General features: G+C 72.9%; 17 protein-coding genes. 10 read left to right on the plus strand and 7 right to left on the minus strand.

Annotated features, from left to right (window positions below; genetic code table 11):
• Positions 1 to 109 precede the first annotated feature (109 nt).
• Positions 110 to 850 (plus strand): SDR family oxidoreductase, encoded by a 741-nt coding sequence (locus QC283_RS25560; RefSeq protein ID WP_279564019.1) that lies wholly within the window; start codon positions 110 to 112, stop codon positions 848 to 850.
• A gap of 94 nt (positions 851 to 944) precedes the next feature.
• On the opposite strand, the gene QC283_RS25565 is transcribed toward QC283_RS25560, so the two are convergent.
• The 3 genes from QC283_RS25565 to QC283_RS25575 all read right to left on the minus strand — a co-directional run bounded on the left by QC283_RS25565 (position 945) and on the right by QC283_RS25575 (position 3,026).
• The gene (locus tag QC283_RS25565) at positions 945 to 1,124 is read right to left on the minus strand and encodes a hypothetical protein (RefSeq protein ID WP_279564020.1); all 180 of its coding nucleotides are present in this window, start codon (positions 1,122 to 1,124) and stop codon (positions 945 to 947) included.
• A gap of 63 nt (positions 1,125 to 1,187) precedes the next feature.
• A complete protein-coding gene (locus QC283_RS25570; protein ID WP_279564021.1) occupies positions 1,188 to 2,063 on the minus strand; it encodes an undecaprenyl-diphosphate phosphatase in 876 nt (291 codons plus the stop codon).
• 183 nt (positions 2,064 to 2,246) lie between these two features.
• Positions 2,247 to 3,026, minus strand: a complete 780-nt coding sequence (locus QC283_RS25575) for a TVP38/TMEM64 family protein (RefSeq protein WP_279564022.1) — start codon at positions 3,024 to 3,026, stop codon at positions 2,247 to 2,249.
• Between the two features lie 49 nt (positions 3,027 to 3,075).
• Between QC283_RS25575 and QC283_RS25580 the strand changes: the two genes are divergently transcribed.
• From QC283_RS25580 to QC283_RS25590, 3 genes are all read left to right on the plus strand, one after another.
• On the plus strand, positions 3,076 to 3,798 hold the full coding sequence (locus tag QC283_RS25580) for a DNA alkylation repair protein (protein ID WP_279564023.1): 723 nt from the start codon (positions 3,076 to 3,078) through the stop codon (positions 3,796 to 3,798).
• A gap of 299 nt (positions 3,799 to 4,097) precedes the next feature.
• A complete protein-coding gene (gene tuf / locus QC283_RS25585; RefSeq protein WP_279564024.1) occupies positions 4,098 to 5,267 on the plus strand; it encodes an elongation factor Tu in 1,170 nt (389 codons plus the stop codon).
• Between the two features lie 34 nt (positions 5,268 to 5,301).
• Positions 5,302 to 6,147, plus strand: a complete 846-nt coding sequence (locus tag QC283_RS25590; protein ID WP_279564025.1) for a spermidine synthase — start codon at positions 5,302 to 5,304, stop codon at positions 6,145 to 6,147.
• 30 nt (positions 6,148 to 6,177) lie between these two features.
• Here QC283_RS25590 and QC283_RS25595 read toward each other — a convergent pair whose 3' ends face one another.
• Positions 6,178 to 7,215: a hypothetical protein gene (locus tag QC283_RS25595; RefSeq protein ID WP_279564026.1), complete on the minus strand. Its 1,038-nt coding sequence runs from the start codon at positions 7,213 to 7,215 to the stop codon at positions 6,178 to 6,180.
• 126 nt (positions 7,216 to 7,341) lie between these two features.
• Positions 7,342 to 8,283: a hypothetical protein gene (locus tag QC283_RS25600; RefSeq protein WP_279564027.1), complete on the minus strand. Its 942-nt coding sequence runs from the start codon at positions 8,281 to 8,283 to the stop codon at positions 7,342 to 7,344.
• Between the two features lie 85 nt (positions 8,284 to 8,368).
• Between QC283_RS25600 and QC283_RS25605 the strand changes: the two genes are divergently transcribed.
• Positions 8,369 to 8,806, plus strand: a complete 438-nt coding sequence (locus tag QC283_RS25605) for a DUF4442 domain-containing protein (protein ID WP_279564133.1) — start codon at positions 8,369 to 8,371, stop codon at positions 8,804 to 8,806.
• A 120-nt stretch (positions 8,807 to 8,926) separates the two neighbouring features.
• Entirely contained in the window at positions 8,927 to 9,571 is a 645-nt protein-coding gene (locus QC283_RS25610) for a DedA family protein (protein ID WP_279564028.1), read from the plus strand.
• A 251-nt stretch (positions 9,572 to 9,822) separates the two neighbouring features.
• On the opposite strand, the gene QC283_RS25615 is transcribed toward QC283_RS25610, so the two are convergent.
• Entirely contained in the window at positions 9,823 to 10,359 is a 537-nt protein-coding gene (locus QC283_RS25615) for a gamma carbonic anhydrase family protein (protein WP_279564029.1), read from the minus strand.
• Between the two features lie 107 nt (positions 10,360 to 10,466).
• Here QC283_RS25615 and QC283_RS25620 point away from each other — a divergent pair, with 107 nt between their 5' ends.
• Both QC283_RS25620 and QC283_RS25625 read left to right on the plus strand, forming a co-directional pair.
• Entirely contained in the window at positions 10,467 to 11,270 is an 804-nt protein-coding gene (locus QC283_RS25620; RefSeq protein ID WP_279564030.1) for an acyltransferase, read from the plus strand.
• A 131-nt stretch (positions 11,271 to 11,401) separates the two neighbouring features.
• Positions 11,402 to 11,959 (plus strand): YbaK/EbsC family protein, encoded by a 558-nt coding sequence (locus QC283_RS25625; protein WP_279564031.1) that lies wholly within the window; start codon positions 11,402 to 11,404, stop codon positions 11,957 to 11,959.
• Positions 11,960 to 11,962: 3 nt separating this feature from the next.
• On the opposite strand, the gene QC283_RS25630 is transcribed toward QC283_RS25625, so the two are convergent.
• Positions 11,963 to 13,039: a cation diffusion facilitator family transporter gene (locus tag QC283_RS25630; RefSeq protein ID WP_336620665.1), complete on the minus strand. Its 1,077-nt coding sequence runs from the start codon at positions 13,037 to 13,039 to the stop codon at positions 11,963 to 11,965.
• A gap of 118 nt (positions 13,040 to 13,157) precedes the next feature.
• Between QC283_RS25630 and QC283_RS25635 the strand changes: the two genes are divergently transcribed.
• The gene (locus QC283_RS25635) at positions 13,158 to 13,517 is read left to right on the plus strand and encodes an ArsR/SmtB family transcription factor (protein WP_279564032.1); all 360 of its coding nucleotides are present in this window, start codon (positions 13,158 to 13,160) and stop codon (positions 13,515 to 13,517) included.
• A gap of 187 nt (positions 13,518 to 13,704) precedes the next feature.
• Positions 13,705 to 15,183, plus strand: a complete 1,479-nt coding sequence (locus tag QC283_RS25640) for a hypothetical protein (RefSeq protein WP_279564033.1) — start codon at positions 13,705 to 13,707, stop codon at positions 15,181 to 15,183.
• Positions 15,184 to 15,190: the final 7 nt, after the last annotated feature.

The raw sequence follows: 15,190 nt of genomic DNA on the forward strand, positions 1-15,190 counted from the left end.
CGTCCGTGGCGTGGCGCGCCGAGCCGGTGATCTCACTTACGATGATCGATGATCGATCAAACAGCTCTCATTCCCCCTCGGAATTCCGATCTACTGCTGGAGGCAACTCATGGAGCGTCCCGTCACGGTGGTCACCGGTGGCAGCCGCGGAATCGGCGCGGCGACCTGTCTGCGGCTCGCGGCGGACGGCCACGACGTCGCCGTGGGGTACGTGCGGGACCCGGCGGCCGCGGAGGCGGTCGTCGCGGGGGTGCGCGAGGCGGGCGGCCGCGGTGTCGCCGTACGCGTGGACACGTCCATCGAGGCCGACGTCGAGCGGCTCTTCGACGTGGTGGAGGAGCGGCTCGGGCCGGTGACGGGGCTGGTGAACAACGCGGCGGTGACCGGTCCGCTGGGGCGGCTCGCCGACAGCGACACCGCCGACCTGCGCCGGGTCCTCGACGTCAATCTGCTGGGCGTGCTGCTGTGCGCCCGGCGTGCCGCCCGGCTGATGACCGCGCGGGGGAGCGGCGTGATCGTGAACGTGTCGTCGGGCGCCGCGACCATCGGCAGCCCGGGGGAGTACGTCCACTACGCCGCGAGCAAGGCGGGCGTCGACGCCCTGACCCTGGGGCTGGCCAAGGAGCTCGGCCCGGACGGCGTCCGCGTCAACGGCGTGGCGCCCGGGGTCGTGGACACCGAGATGCACGCGTCGATGGGCGACCCCGACCGGGCGCGGCGGATGGGATCGGCCGTTCCGCTGGGGCGTGCGGGCCGGGCGGAGGAGATCGCCGCGGCGATCTCCTGGCTGATGTCGCCCGACGCGTCGTACACGACGGGGACGGTGCTGCGGGTGGCCGGTGGCCGCTGACGCCGGACGGCGCCGAGGGTGGACGCCGACGCCGGGCGGCGCCGCGGGTGGGCGGGGCTGAGGGCGGCCGGCCCCCCGCGGGGCACGCCGGCCGTCAGGCGGCCTCGATGACCTCGCCGCGGATCGCGGTCGCCCACTCGACCACCAGCAACTCGTACTCCACACGCTCCTGTGCCGACAGGGTCCCGCCCGCGCGCCGCCACAGCGCACGGATCTTGTCGTTCAGCTCCGCGGCGGACCGCACGGAACCAGAAGTCAGGGAATCGGGGGACATGAGGACAAGCCTAGGGGCAAGCACTGACAGTGCGCTACCGGACGGCTACCCAGGCGGATGCGGTCAGCCCGACGACTCGGCGGCGTGCGGGCTGAGGACACCCGTCGCGACCAGGGCGATGATGACGATGCCGAGCGCGATGCGGTACCAGACGAACGGCATGAAGCTCTTGGTCGAGATGAACTTCATGAACCAGGCGATGACCACGTACCCGGTGGCGAAGGCGATGACCGTCGCGAAGAGCGTCGGCCCCCAGGAGACGTGGTCGTTCTCCATCGCGTCGTTGAGCTCGAACAGACCGGAGGCGAGCACCGCCGGGATCGCGAGCAGGAACGAGTAACGGGCCGCGGCCTCCCGCCGGTACCCCATGAACAGGCCGCCGCTGATGGTGGCCCCGGAGCGGGAGACGCCGGGAACGAGGGCCGCCGCCTGGCAGAGGCCGTAGATCAGGCCGTCCCGGACGCTGAGGTTCTCCAGTTCCTTGCGCCGCCGGGGCGCGCGGTGCCGGCCGCCCTTCTCGTCCCGCGCGGCCATCCGGTCCGCGACGCCGATGATGACGCCGACGACGATCAGCATGGTCGCGGTGATCCGCAGGTCGCGGAACGGCCCCTCGATCTGGTCCTTCAGCGTCAGACCGAGCACACCGATCGGGATCGAGCCGATGATCACCAGCCAGCCCATGCGCGCGTCGGGGTCACCGCGCAGCTCCTTGTTCGCGAGCGACCGCGTCCACGTCGAGATGATCCGCCCGATGTCCTTGCGGAAGTAGATGAGAACGGCGGCCTCGGTGCCGATCTGCGTGATCGCCGTGAAGGCCGCGCCCGGGTCGTGCCAGCCGGAGAACGCCGCGGTCAGACGCAGATGCGCGCTGGAGGACACGGGGAGGAACTCGGTCAGCCCCTGGACGAGTCCGAGGATGAGGGATTCAAACCAAGACATGAGGTAACGGAGTCCAAGTGCCGAGCGAGAAAACGGTCTATGGGCACACCGGACCGCCGTGTGCGGTGATCGGGATCAGGGCGCGCCGAGGGGCAGCGTAACGTCCTTGGGTGAAATCCAGGTGACATGGGCGGGCGGGCGGACACGCCGAGGCGATGGTCCTGGAGGCGGTGTGATGTCCAGTCAGCGCCCGCGCAACTGGTTCCGCTTGCGCCAGGCCACCACGGCGCCCGCCAGCCCCGGCAGGGCGATGCAGGCCAGCGCGATCAGGAAGGCGGGGGAGGTCGGCGTCGAGGCGCGGGCGCCGGCGACGGCGTAGGCGGCGGTGTTGGGGATCGACCCGAGCCCCGTCGCCAGCAGGAAGGGCAGCAGGCCCATGCGGGAGACGGCCGCGCAGTAGTTGGCGGCGGCGAACGGCACCCCGGGGAACAGCCGAGCCGCCAGCATCGAACGGAAACCGTGCCGGCTGAGCTGCCCGTCCGCGGCCTTCAGCCACTTGCCCCGCAGCAGCGGCCGCAGCGCCTCCTGGCCCAGCGCCCGCCCGAGGCAGAAGGCGATCCCGGCGCCGAGCACCGTCCCCGCGAGGGCGGAGGCGAGCCCCAGCTGCGATCCGAACAGCGCGCCGGCCGCCAGGTTCAGCAGCGGACGCGGTACGAAGGCGACGGTGCACAGTCCGTACGCCACCGCGTAGGCGACCGCCGCCGCGGCTCCACCGAGTTGCGGCGGCCAGCCGTCGGTCAGCAACTGCTGCGGCTGGAACAGCACAACCGCGGTCGCGGCCGAGGCCAGCAGGGCGACGAGCAGGGAGAGCCGGGACCACGGAGAGAGCAGGACTCTCGTCACGCGGGCGGCGAAGCCGGTCGGTTCGACGGGCGCGGCGGCGGTGGCGACGGCGAGCTCTGTCGCCGCGGTCCGGGGAGAGACCGTGGCGGTGCCCCCAGAGCGGGTGGTGGCATCGAACATCCGGTGACACTAACCGACAAATGTGTGTGATCGCCGTATGGTGCGTCTCATGACCGTTACAGCCGAGGGAATTTCGGGCGTTCCGCGCAGCCCTCTCGCCGACACGGTACTGAAGCGGCTCCCCGCCGTGTACACCGCCGCGGCCGATCCCGAACGGGCCGTGGCCATGCGGGCGTACATGAAGGACGTGGCTCCCTTCCTGGGCCTGACCTCCCCTGTTCGCCGTGCCCTGTCCCGCACCGTCCTGGAGGGGCTGCCCCGCCCGGGCGAGTCGGACTGCGCCGCGGTCGCGCTGCGTTGCTGGCGGCTGCCCGAGCGCGAGTACCACTATTTCGCCGTCGACTACCTGCGCCGTCATGTGACGCATTGCTCTTCCGGTTTCCTTCCCGTGGCCCGGCACCTGCTCACCACGGTGCCGTGGTGGGACACCGTCGACCTGCTCGCCGCGCACGTCGTCGGAGGGCTCGTCGCGGCCGACCGGGACCTCACGGCCGAGATGGACGCCTGGATCGCGGACGAGGACCTGTGGCTGGTCCGCACGGCCCTGCTCCACCAGCTGCGCTACCGGGAACGCACCGACACCGAGCGCCTCTTCGACTACTGCCTGCGCCAGTCGGGCCACGACGATTTCTTCGTCCGCAAGGCCATCGGCTGGTGCCTGCGCGAGTACGCGAAAACCGACCCGGACGCCGTACGAGCCTTCGTGTCCGAACACGGGCGACGTCTCGCGCCGCTGTCCGTACGGGAGGCGCTGCGGAACATCGGTCCGTAGCGGACCGGGGAGGCCGGGAGGACCGGCACGGTTGTCGAGGTTATCGAACGTCCGTGCCATAAAAAACCATTCGACGTGGGGCAAAGCGTCGGCAAGTATCGACGGCATGTTCCGGTACGCCTTCCACCTCGCGACATCCGCGGTCGCGGATGCCCCGAAGGCTGCCGTCCTCTTCTTCCCGGCCGCCGTCGACGGCGCCCGAAGCTGACCCTCCCCGGATCGTCCGGCGGACCCCGCAGGGGGAGGGTCGGCCAGTCCCCGGGGTCCCCACCACCGCCACGAGGCTTCGAGGTACCGCCATGTCCAAGACGGCGTACGTCCGCACCAAACCGCATCTGAACATCGGCACGATGGGCCATGTCGACCACGGCAAGACCACCCTGACCGCCGCCATCACCAAGGTCCTCGCCGAGCGCGGCACCGGCACGTTCGTGCCGTTCGACCGCATCGACCGCGCCCCCGAGGAGGCGGCGCGCGGCATCACGATCAACATCGCGCACGTCGAGTACGAGACCGACACCCGGCACTACGCGCACGTGGACATGCCCGGCCACGCCGACTACGTCAAGAACATGGTCACCGGCGCCGCCCAGCTCGACGGGGCGATCCTCGTCGTCTCCGCGCTGGACGGGATCATGCCGCAGACCGCCGAACACGTACTGCTCGCCCGGCAGGTGGGCGTCGACCACATCGTGGTCGCGCTCAACAAGGCCGACGCGGGCGACGGGGAACTGACCGACCTGGTCGAACTGGAGGTGCGGGACCTGCTCACCGCGCACGGCTACGGCGGCGACACCCTGCCCGTCGTACGGGTGTCGGGGCTGAAGGCCCTGGAGGGCGACCCGCGGTGGACCGCGTCCGTCGAGGCGCTGCTCGACGCCGTGGACACGTACGTGCCCATGCCCGAGCGGTATCTGGACGCGCCGTTCCTGCTGTCCGTGGAGAACGTGCTCACCATCACCGGCCGCGGCACGGTCGTGACCGGCGCGGTCGAGCGCGGCACCGTCCACGTCTCGGACCGGGTCGAGGTGCTGGGGGCGTCCGTCGAGACGGTCGTGACCGGGCTGGAGACCTTCGGCCGGCCGATGGAGGAGGCGCAGGCCGGGGACAACGTGGCCCTGCTGCTGCGCGGTGTCGCACGCGACACGGTGCGTCGGGGGCACGTGGTCGCCGCGCCGGGCAGTGTCGTTCCCGCGCGGCGCTTCACGGCGCGGGTCCACGTGCTGTCGGCGCGCGAGGGCGGACGTTCGACGCCGGTCGCCACCGGTTACCGGCCGCAGTTCTACATCCGGACCGCGGACGTGGTCGGGGACGTCGACCTCGGTGCGGTGGCGGTGGCGCGACCCGGGGACACGGTCACGATGACGGTGGAGCTGGGACGGGACGTGCCGCTGGAGACCGGCCTGGGGTTCGCCGTCCGCGAGGGCGGGCGGACCGTGGGGGCGGGGACCGTGACCGAAGTCGGGTGAGGGCCGGTGCGGACGGGCCGGGCACAATGAGGAGGTGAACGAAGCCCTACCCGTCAGCCGCGTCACCGACCACGGCACCGCCAAGCTCATGCCCGACGTCGACCGGCGGCGGGCCTGGCTGCTCACCGTCGACGGGGCGCCGCAGTCGTACGTCGACCTGGACGAGCCGGCGCACCTGGAGTTCGAGTACACGCGCCGGCTCGGCCACGTCCTGGACACGGTCGCCGAGCCGGGGCGTGCGCTGGACGTACTGCATCTGGGCGGGGGCGCGTTCTCCCTGCCCCGGTACCTGGCCGCGACCCGGCCCGGTTCCCGGCAGGACGTCGTGGAGGCCGACCGGGGCTTGCTGGACCTGGTCGCCGAGCACCTGCCGCTCCCGGACGGCGCGGGCGTCACCGCGCACGGTGCCGATGCCCGCGCCTGGCTGGAGGCGGCCCCCGCGGACTCGGCCGACGTCCTGGTCGCCGATGTCTTCGGGGGCTCGCGGGTGCCCGCGCACCTGACCTCCGTCGGCTACGCCCGCGAGGCGGCACGGGTGCTGCGCGCCGACGGCGTGTATGTGGCCAATCTGGCCGACGGGGCGCCGTTCCCCTTCCTGCGCGGCCAACTGGCCGGCTTCGCCACGCTCTTCGCCCAGCTGGCGCTGGTCGCCGAACCGGGTGTGCTGCGCGGACGCCGCTTCGGCAACGCCGTCCTCGTCGCCGCGCACCGGCCGCTCGACACGGCGGCCCTGGCCCGGCTCACCGCCGCCGACGCCTTCCCGGCCAGGGTCGAGCACGGGCCAGCCCTGCGGGACTTCATCGGTGACGCGCGGCCGGTGAGGGACGAGGACGCGGTGCCGTCGCCCGAGCCTCCCGCCGGGGCGTTCGGTATCGGCTGAGCGGCGCGCGCGGCGCCGCCCGCCGGTCGCCTACGTGTCGGTCGGCGGGGCCTCGGTGAGGCGCACGGTGCTCAGGATCTTCTGTACCGTCGCCTCCGGGATCTCCTCGTCGACGCCCTTGACGCCGTACAGGTTCCACGTGACGAAGTCGCCCGCGCCGTTCTTGAACGCGAAGGTGGTCGCCTTGCCCTCGGTGTCGCACTTCCCCTTCTGGGGGGTGCCCTCCGAGTGCGCCGTGATGAGGCTGCCCTCGATGCCGGACGTGGTGGTGTACGCCTTCGGCTTGCCGTACTTCACGCTCTTCATGTCCGGCTGCGTGTAACCGCCGAAGATCCACCACGGCACCCGCGTCTCGGCCGCATGGTCGGTGTTCTTGGCGCCTTCCTCACCACGCGTACCGGCGGTGGCGAGGGCGGTGCTCTCCTTGCGGCCGTCCTTGTTCTCGTCGCTCGTGCACCACTCGGACTTCAGATAGGCCGGGGCTGTGACCGAGGTGCGGCCCAACTTCCCGTCCTTCTCCTCCCACTCGAAGCCGGTGCTCATGTCGACGGTGTCGATCTCCCAGTCGGCGGGCACGTCGAACATGGTGCCGAAGCGCGGGTTGGCGACGACCTTCCAGCCGTCGATGGTCGCCTTCACACCCTCTCCGCCCCGCGGGTTGTCGTCGCCGGACGCGCTCGGGTCGGTGGACGGGGTCTCGGACTTGTCGGCGGACGCGCTCGCGGACGGCTTCTTGTCCTTGCCGTCGTCCGCCTGGTCGTCCTTGTCACCGCCCAGTACCAGGAACCCGGTGACACCGGCGGCCACCACCACGGCGAGCGCCGCGACGATCGCGACCACCTTCGTCCGGTTGCCGCCACCGCCGCCGCCCGGAGACGGCTGCGCGGCCCCGGCGGGCTGCGGAACACCCCACTGAGGCTGCTCGACCGTGCCGGGCTGCTGCTGATAGCCGGGCTGCTGCTGGTAGCCGGGCTGCTGATAGGGATTCGGCTGTTGGTACCCCGGCTGCTGGTACGGATTGTTCTGCGGGTTCTGCTCGCCCCCGGGCGGCTGCTGTCCTGGCCACATGAGCAGTCACCCTAATGCCGCCCCGGACACGATTCGGTCACCGGCCTTTGTCAGGGACGTACCGAAGTCCACGACGCGCGTCCCGGCGGCGGCACTTGGGCTTTCCGCAATCCGCAGGCCGGTGCCTCAGGAATCCGCCGGCGTGAACTCCCTGACCGTGGCGAGGATCTTCTGGACGGCGGCGTCCGGTACCTCGTCGTCGACGTCCGCGGCGCCGAAGAACGACCAGGAGACGAGGTCACCGTCGGCGTTCTTGAAGGCGAAGGTCGTCGCCTTGCCGTCCACGTCGCACTTGTCCTTCTTCTCGACCCCGGACGACCGGGAGGTGGCGACGCTGCCCTCGATGCCGGAGGCGGTGGTGAAGGAGGTCACCGGCCCCGTCGAGACCTTGTCCCGGTCCGGCTGGGTGAAGCCCCCGTACACCCAGGCCGCCGAGTCGGCCCGGGCGATCTCCTCGGTGTTCCGCGCGCCCTTGTTGCCGCGGCTGCCCGCGCTGGCCAGGGGCGTGTGGTCGACCGAGCCGTCCCGGTCGTCGTCCGTCGCACACCACTTCTCCTTGAGGACGGCCGGGGCCCTCATGGCGACCAGGGGCTTCTCCTCGGGGTCGTCGTCCTCCGCGACGTACGTGACCCAGTCGGGCGACTGCCGCATCCAGGTGGCCGGTACGTCGAAGGCGATCCCGATGTCGGGGTTGGCCACGACGTTCCAGCCCTCGACGGTCGGCTTCGGGCCGTCCTCCCCGTTCCGCGGGTTGTCGGCGACCGGCGCGGTCGTCGAGGCGGCGGTGGGGCCGGGCCCGGCCCCGTCGTCCTCGCCGCCGCCCAGCAGGAAGACCCCGGTCACGGCGGCGGCCACCACGACGGCCGAGGCGGCGACGATCGCCACCACCTTCGTACGGCCCCCAGGACCCCGGCCGGGGGGCGGGGCGGCCGTGACCGTGGGGGCGTTCCACGGGGCGTGCGGCTGCTGCCCGGCGTGCGGCTGGTGCTGCTGGTAGCCAGGCTGCTGGTACGGGTTGGGCTGCTGGGGGTTCGGCCCGCCGGGGGGCGACTGCTCTCCTGGCCACATGGGCGAAAAGCATACGACGATCATCGCGGATGCCTGGCCCCTGGATGCTACTCATGGGTAACCTGCCTCCATGAGCGCAGATCAGATGTCGATCGGCGAGTTGCTCGCCGCCACGGTGCCGATGGTCCGGACCCTGAACCTCGAGTACCTGGAGACCACTCCGGAGAAGGCCGTACTGGCCCTTCCGGACCAGAACGAGTACCGCAACCACGTCGGCGGTCCGCACGCCGGCGCCATGTTCACGCTGGGCGAGTCGGCGAGCGGAGCGATCGTGCTGGCCGCGTTCGGCGACCAGCTCTCCCGGGCGGTGCCGCTGCCGGTCTCCGCGGAGATCGCCTTCAAGAAGATCGCGCTCGGCCCGGTCACGGCCACCGCGACACTCGGCCGCCCCGTCGCCGAGGTCGTCGCGGAACTGGACGCCGGCAGCCGCCCCGAGTTCCCGGTGAGCGTCGCCATCCGGCGCGAGGACGGCGCGGTCACCGGTGAGATGTCCGTCATATGGACCCTGCGTCCCAACAGCTGACGTCGGCCGAGCCGGTAGGCTTCCCGGGTGCGCCTCGACGAGGCGCACCCGGGAAGCGGACAGGACAGACGCTGGGCCCACCCGGAACGCAGCGGAAACGCGAACTCGGAGGGTCCGGTCTTGCACGTCCAGGAGTGGCTCGACACGGTGCCCGCGGCGGCCGTCTACGCCGTCGTCGGACTGGTCATCGGTCTGGAGAGCCTGGGCATCCCGTTGCCGGGCGAGATCATCCTGGTCTCGGCGGCCCTGCTCTCCTCCCAGCACGGCGGCATCGACCCGCTGGTCCTGGGCGCCTGCGCGAGCGCGGGCGCGGTGATCGGCGACTCCATCGGGTACGCCGTCGGCCGCAAGGGAGGCCGGCCGCTGCTGGCCTGGCTGGGCAGGAAGTTCCCCAGGCACTTCGGCGAGGGGCACATCGCCACCGCCGAGCGGTCCTTCCAGAAGTGGGGCATGTGGGCCGTCTTCTTCGGCCGCTTCGTCGCCCTGCTGCGCATCTTCGCGGGTCCGCTGGCCGGCGTGCTGCGGATGCCGTACTGGAAGTTCCTGATCGCCAACGTCCTCGGCGGCATCGTCTGGGCGGGCGGCACCACCGCCGTCATCTACTACGTCGGCGTCGTCGCCGAGTCCTGGCTCAAGCGCTTCTCGTGGCTGGGCCTGGTGGTGGCGGTCGCCCTGGGCATCGCGTCGATGCTGATCGTCAAGCGCAAGGCCGGCAAGGCCGGCGAGGCCCGGGCGGCAGCCCAGTCGGCGACCGCCGGGGAGTGAAGCGCCCTGTGAGGGGCGCGGGGCCGGCACACTCCGAGGCTCCGCCACGGGCGTGAGCGACCCGCGCACCCCACGGACGGCGACCATGGACGGCCCCGGACGGCGACCGTGCGCGACCCCCGGACGGCGACGGTGCGCGACCCCCGGACGGCGACGGTGCGCGACCCCCGGACGGCGACGGTGCGCGACCCCCGGACGGCGACGGTGCGCGACCCCCGGACGGCGGCCACGCGCGACCTGCGGACGGTCTCCTACAGAACCTCTCCGAGCGCACCCCGGTGCTCCGTCGCCAGCGCCGCGTACATCGTCCCGTTCAGCGTGACCCCCTGACGCTCCTCCTCCGTCAGCTCCCGCTTCACCTTCGCCGGCACCCCCGCGACCAGCGAGCCCGGCGGCACCCGCATCCCCTGCGGGACCAGCGCCTGGGCCGCGACCAGGGAGCCGGCGCCGATCACCGCGCCGTTGAGGACCGTGGCGCCCATGCCGATCAGGCAGTCGTCCTCGACGGTCGCGCCGTGCACCACGGCGTTGTGCCCGATGGAGACGCGTTCGCCGACGGTGACGGGGAAGCCCGGGTCGGCGTGGAGCGTGCAGTTGTCCTGGACGTTGCTGCTCGCGCCGACGGAGATCCGCTCGACGTCGCCGCGCAGCACCGCGCCGTACCAGACGCTCGCCCCCGCGTGCAGCGTCACGTCCCCGATGACCGAGGACGTCGGCGCCACGAAGGCCTCCGCGTCCACCTTCGGATCCCTGCCGCCGATGCCCGTGATCAGCGCCTTCTGCGTCATCTTCGCCTCCTGCTCGGGTGATCTACGGCACCGTACGCCACCCGGTGGGGTGAAGATCACAGACCTCCGTAGTCATGGCCCTACCGCACGCCGACTACCGTGAGCGAGTGCCGAAGCGCAAGAACACCCACCCGTCCTGGCGGAGCCGCCTCGCGCAGCGGGCCGTCCACGCGGGCTGGGCCTGGGTGCAGCGCACCGGCTCCGTCACCGCCGCACACCCCGGACGCTTCCGCTTCGGCGCGCTGGGCACGGGCACCCGGCTCGCCTTCCCGCTCGGCACCGTCTTCGGAGAGCCCTGGATCCATGTCGGCGCCCACTGCATCATCGGCGAGCAGGTCACCCTGACCGCCGGGCTCATGCCCGACCTGGACCTCGGCCCCGAGCCGATCCTGCGCATCGGCGACGGTGTGGTCCTCGGCCGCGGCAGCCATGTCATCGCGGACACCACGGTCACCATCGGCAGCGACTGCTACTTCGGACCGTACGTCTACGTCACCTCCACCAACCACTCCTACGACGACCCGCACCAGCCCATCGGCAAGCAGTGGCCCCGGATGGACCCGGTGGAGATCGGCTCCGGCTGCTGGATCGGCACCGGCGCGGTGATCCTGCCCGGCGCCCGGATCGGGCGGAACGTGGTGGTCGCCGCCGGTGCCGTGGTCCGGGGCACGGTCCCCGACCACGCCGTGGTGGCGGGCGCGCCCGCCCGCGTCGTACGGCGCTGGACGGCCGACGAGGGCTGGCAGCCGCCGCTGCGGACCCCGGCTCCGGTCCCGATACCCGACGGGGTCACGCCGGGACAGCTGCGCGCGCTGTCGGAGCTGGACGACGAGGCGGTGGCCCGGCTGGCCGAGCTGGACGGCGAGGCGGGAGCCGCGGGCAGGCTCGCGGAGCCGGCCGCCGAGAGCTGAACGTCCGGACGCCTCGGCCCGTCGCGGGGAGCGGCGTGCACACCGGGGAGACCCGCGGGCCCGCCCGCCGCCCGCCGTCCGCACCTCGTACGGCCGTTCAGCGCGCCGTCCGCTGTTGCTAGCGTGCCGCCATGCACGCACCCATCGGCAACTTCGACAACGCCACGCCCGCCCCGGAAAGCCTCGACGAGCTGACCCGCCCGGTCGCCGACGCCGTACGCCACTGGAGCGGCAGCGTCCCCGCCGACCAGATCGTCTACGTCGACACCGAACCGGAGTGGGCCGACACCGCCACCTTCGTCGAGCACTACGGCCGTGAGCTGCTCGAACAGTCCGCCAACTGCGTCGTGGTCACCGGCAAGCGGGGCGGCGGCGCGACTCTGGCCGCCTGCGTGGTGCTCTCCACCACCCGGGTCGACGTCAACGGTGTCGTACGCCGTCACCTGGGCGCCCGCAAGGCCTCCTTCGCGTCCATGGACACGGCGACCGGTGAGACCGGCATGGAGTACGGCGGCATCACCCCGGTCGGCCTGCCCGGCGACTGGCCCGTGCTCGTGGACTCGGCCGTCATCGACCTGCCGTACGTCCTCGTCGGCAGCGGACGCCGGCGCGGCAAACTGCTGGTGCCGGGCAAGGCCTTCGCACAACTGCCGGGAGCCGTGGTCCTGGACGGGCTGGGCGTCGCCTGACCTTCACGCGGTGGCGTGGTGGGCCAGCCCGAGATGCGGGTCCGCCTCGCCCGGAGCCGGTGCCGGGTCGGCGTGGACCAGGGCGGCGGTGAGGCGCGGCACCGCGTGCAGCAGGGCGTGCTCGGCCTCGACGGCGATGCGGTGGGCCTGGCGGACCGTCACCTCGCCGTCCACCACCAGGGCCACCTCGGCGCGCAGCCGGTGCCCGATCCAGCGCAGCCGCAGCTCACCCACCCCGCACACGCCGGGCACCTCGCGCAGTACGCGCTCGGCCCGGTCCACCAGCGCCGGATCGACGGCGTCCATCAGGCGCCGGAACACCTCGCGCGCCGCGTCCCGCAGCACCAGCACGATCGCGGCCGTGATCGCCAGGCCCACGAGCGGGTCGGCGAGTCGCCACCCCAGCGCCGCGCCTCCGGCGCCCAGCAGGACGGCCAGTGACGTGTAGCCGTCCGTACGGGCGTGCAGTCCGTCGGCGACCAGTGCGGCGGAGCCGATCTCCCGGCCCGCGCGGATCCGGTAGCGGGCCACCCACTCGTTGCCGGCGAAGCCCACCACGGCGGCCACGGCGACCGCCGGTACGTGTGAGACCGGGCGCGGGTCGAGCAGCCGGTCCACCGCCGTCCACGCCGCGAGGACCGCCGACGCGGCGATCGTCAGAACGATCACGACGCCTGCCAGGTCCTCCGCACGCCCGTAGCCGTAGGTGAAGCGCCGGGTGGCCGCGCGCCGGCCCAGGACGAAGGCGATGCCCAGCGGTACGGCGGTCAGCGCGTCCGCGGTGTTGTGCACCGTGTCGCCCAGCAGCGCCACCGACCCGGAGACCAGCACCACGGCCGCCTGCGCCGCCGCCGTCGCGCCGAGCACCGCCAGCGACACCCACAGCGCGCGCAGTCCGCGGGCCGAGGACTCCAGGGCGGGGTCCAGCTTGTCGGCACTCTCGTGGGAGTGCGGGGTGAGGCGGTGCGCCAGACGGTGCCACGGGCCGGCGGGGGAGTGGCGGCCGGGGGCGTGCTCGCCGTCGTGGGGAGGGTGAGGACGAGGGCGAGGGCGATGGTGATGCCGGTGCGGGTCGCTCACGGGGTGCCCCTTCCGGTGTTTCAGCGCGGGTTGCGACGCGGTGGGCCGGTGCGGTGTTCCGGGCCGGTCTTCCTGTGCGTCGGTGGACGCCCGGCGTCCGTCAGGCCATTATGTGCGTATGAGCGCACGCATGCACCTGTCACCTGCGGACGATGCGCACCCGCGCACGCCGGGCGAGGAGCAGTTCGCGCTCGCCGCCGAGGTCCTCGCCCTGCTCGGGGACCGTACTCGCCTGACCCTGCTGCACGCCCTGACCGGTGGCGAGGCCGACGTCTCCACCCTCACCGAGGCCTGCGGAGCGGCCCGGCCCGCGGTCAGTCAGCATCTGGCCCGGCTGCGGCTCGCGGGGCTGGTGAGCACCCGCAAGGAGGGGCGCCGGGTGGTGTACGCGCTGCGTGACGGGCATCTGCGCCGTCTGGTCGACGAGGCGCTGAACGTGGCCGACCACCGGCTCGGCGACCGGCCGCTCCACGACTGAGCGGGATTCCTCGGCCGAAGGACGGCCACACCTGCTCGAGCAGGGTGTCGGCGGTGTGCGGGAACGGTCCGCGCGGCGCCGTGCGGAAAACCCCTGGCAGCCCGAGGACGGGCGCCGCTATGCTCCCCGCGATGACTACTCCTTCTGTCGGCAGAATGGGGGACCCGTCCGCGCAAGGTGAGTGCTGATGCTCACTCACACCGCGAATGGGGACTCCCGCCTTTCCCTCTGGCGGCGCGTGCGCGAGTTCGCCGTGCCGCCTTCCATGATCGAGACCGCGACAGTCCGCCGCCACGCCGGGGACTGGGCCGGGGCGTGTGCCGCCGCGGGCATCGACGTCGACCTCAACCTGCGTTCCGCGGCGCGCGTGTACGGCCTCGACCTCGCGACCCGCGTCCGGGCCGACCTGCGCCACCTCGCTCCCGACCTGCTGCGCTGGCACATGCCGAGAATCGCTCCGGACGGGCTGCTGCGTCCGGGCCTCACGCTCACTCTGGCGCGGTACGACATCGCGACACGTGACGGCGCGCGTCCGGTGCACCTCGTGGTCCGGACCCCGCCCGCCTGGGCGGACGGCGGCCAGCGGATCAGCCTGGCCCTGTGGGACGGTTCCGGCCCGGAGACCGGCGCCCCCCGGCATCCGCACCCCCGGCCCAGCCGGCGGTTCCGCCTCGACCTGCACCGTCACCTGTGGGACGCGCGCCGAACCGATGAGCTGCGCGTCCGGGCGGGGACCGGCCTGCCACCCGCCAACGACCCACCCGGACTTCCCGGCCACCCCGGCCTGCCGGGGACGGAGCCGCCGGGGCGTCGCTGTGCCGTCGACCGGTGGGCGGCCGAGGCGGCGATCCTGCTCCGCGCCGAACGGCGAACGGCGACTGGCACCGGTACGGGCGGTGGCGGTGACCCTGGTACGGGCGGTGGCACCGGTGCCGACATCGGCACCGTCGCCGTGCGGCTCGGGGCCGGGCGGCGGCTGGCCGTGGAACTGGTCGCGGACAGGGACGGCGCCGGTCCGCCCACGCTGCGGATCGAGACGGCACCCACGGGCGGCGCCGCGTCCGCGCTGCCGGTGCTGCCCGACGCGGCGACCTGGGTGCCACCCGACCTGGAACTGGTCCGCGCCGGCGCCATCGAGGCCGGGCGGCTGCATCCGCTGGTCGCCTCCGCGCTGGTGCCGGACCATGTGCCGACCGCCCCGCCCCGGACTCCGTACCCGGGTTCGGCGCAACCGCCCCGTCTCGTGGAATGCCGGGGAGTCCGGCACCGGATCGGCATCGTCGACGGGGTACTGGTGGCGCTGGACCACGACCCGGCCGAAGTCCGCCGGGAGGAGCTGCTGGCCGCGCTGACCGGCACGCCGCTGCCCTGCTTCCAGGTCATCGACGAGGCGCACCGACGTCCGGAGTGCCTCCCCGACATCCGCGAGCGCCTCGACCACGGCGACACCGCCGGCGCCCTCGCCGTGGTCGAAGACCTGCTGGGCGCCGACGCCTGCCTGCGCGACGGCGCCCTGCGGGACGAACTGGAGGCCGCCGTACAGCGGCGGATCACCTACGGGATGTACCGGGCAGGCCTCGACGGACCCGGTCCCAAACGCATCTGTCCGGGCCCTTACCGTCCCCGCGTCACTCGTTCCCGCCCGCGCCACGCGACCCGCGACTGACGCCACG

The organism is Streptomyces sp. DH41 (genome assembly GCF_029813785.1).
In the GTDB taxonomy this organism is placed as follows: domain Bacteria; phylum Actinomycetota; class Actinomycetes; order Streptomycetales; family Streptomycetaceae; genus Streptomyces.

Excerpts from the sequence above, each read along its gene's own strand:
- QC283_RS25560 (WP_279564019.1), top strand. The coding sequence starts at position 110 with ATGGAGCGTCCCGTCACGGTGGTCACCGGTGGCAGCCGCGGAATCGGC.
- QC283_RS25565 (WP_279564020.1), bottom strand. The coding sequence starts at position 1,124 with ATGTCCCCCGATTCCCTGACTTCTGGTTCCGTGCGGTCCGCCGCGGAG.
- QC283_RS25570 (WP_279564021.1), bottom strand. The coding sequence starts at position 2,063 with ATGTCTTGGTTTGAATCCCTCATCCTCGGACTCGTCCAGGGGCTGACC.
- QC283_RS25575 (WP_279564022.1), bottom strand. The coding sequence starts at position 3,026 with ATGTTCGATGCCACCACCCGCTCTGGGGGCACCGCCACGGTCTCTCCC.
- QC283_RS25580 (WP_279564023.1), top strand. The coding sequence starts at position 3,076 with ATGACCGTTACAGCCGAGGGAATTTCGGGCGTTCCGCGCAGCCCTCTC.
- tuf (WP_279564024.1), top strand. The coding sequence starts at position 4,098 with ATGTCCAAGACGGCGTACGTCCGCACCAAACCGCATCTGAACATCGGC.
- QC283_RS25595 (WP_279564026.1), bottom strand. The coding sequence starts at position 7,215 with ATGTGGCCAGGACAGCAGCCGCCCGGGGGCGAGCAGAACCCGCAGAAC.
- QC283_RS25600 (WP_279564027.1), bottom strand. The coding sequence starts at position 8,283 with ATGTGGCCAGGAGAGCAGTCGCCCCCCGGCGGGCCGAACCCCCAGCAG.
- QC283_RS25605 (WP_279564133.1), top strand. The coding sequence starts at position 8,369 with ATGTCGATCGGCGAGTTGCTCGCCGCCACGGTGCCGATGGTCCGGACC.
- QC283_RS25615 (WP_279564029.1), bottom strand. The coding sequence starts at position 10,359 with ATGACGCAGAAGGCGCTGATCACGGGCATCGGCGGCAGGGATCCGAAG.
- QC283_RS25625 (WP_279564031.1), top strand. The coding sequence starts at position 11,402 with ATGCACGCACCCATCGGCAACTTCGACAACGCCACGCCCGCCCCGGAA.
- QC283_RS25635 (WP_279564032.1), top strand. The coding sequence starts at position 13,158 with ATGAGCGCACGCATGCACCTGTCACCTGCGGACGATGCGCACCCGCGC.
- QC283_RS25640 (WP_279564033.1), top strand. The coding sequence starts at position 13,705 with ATGCTCACTCACACCGCGAATGGGGACTCCCGCCTTTCCCTCTGGCGG.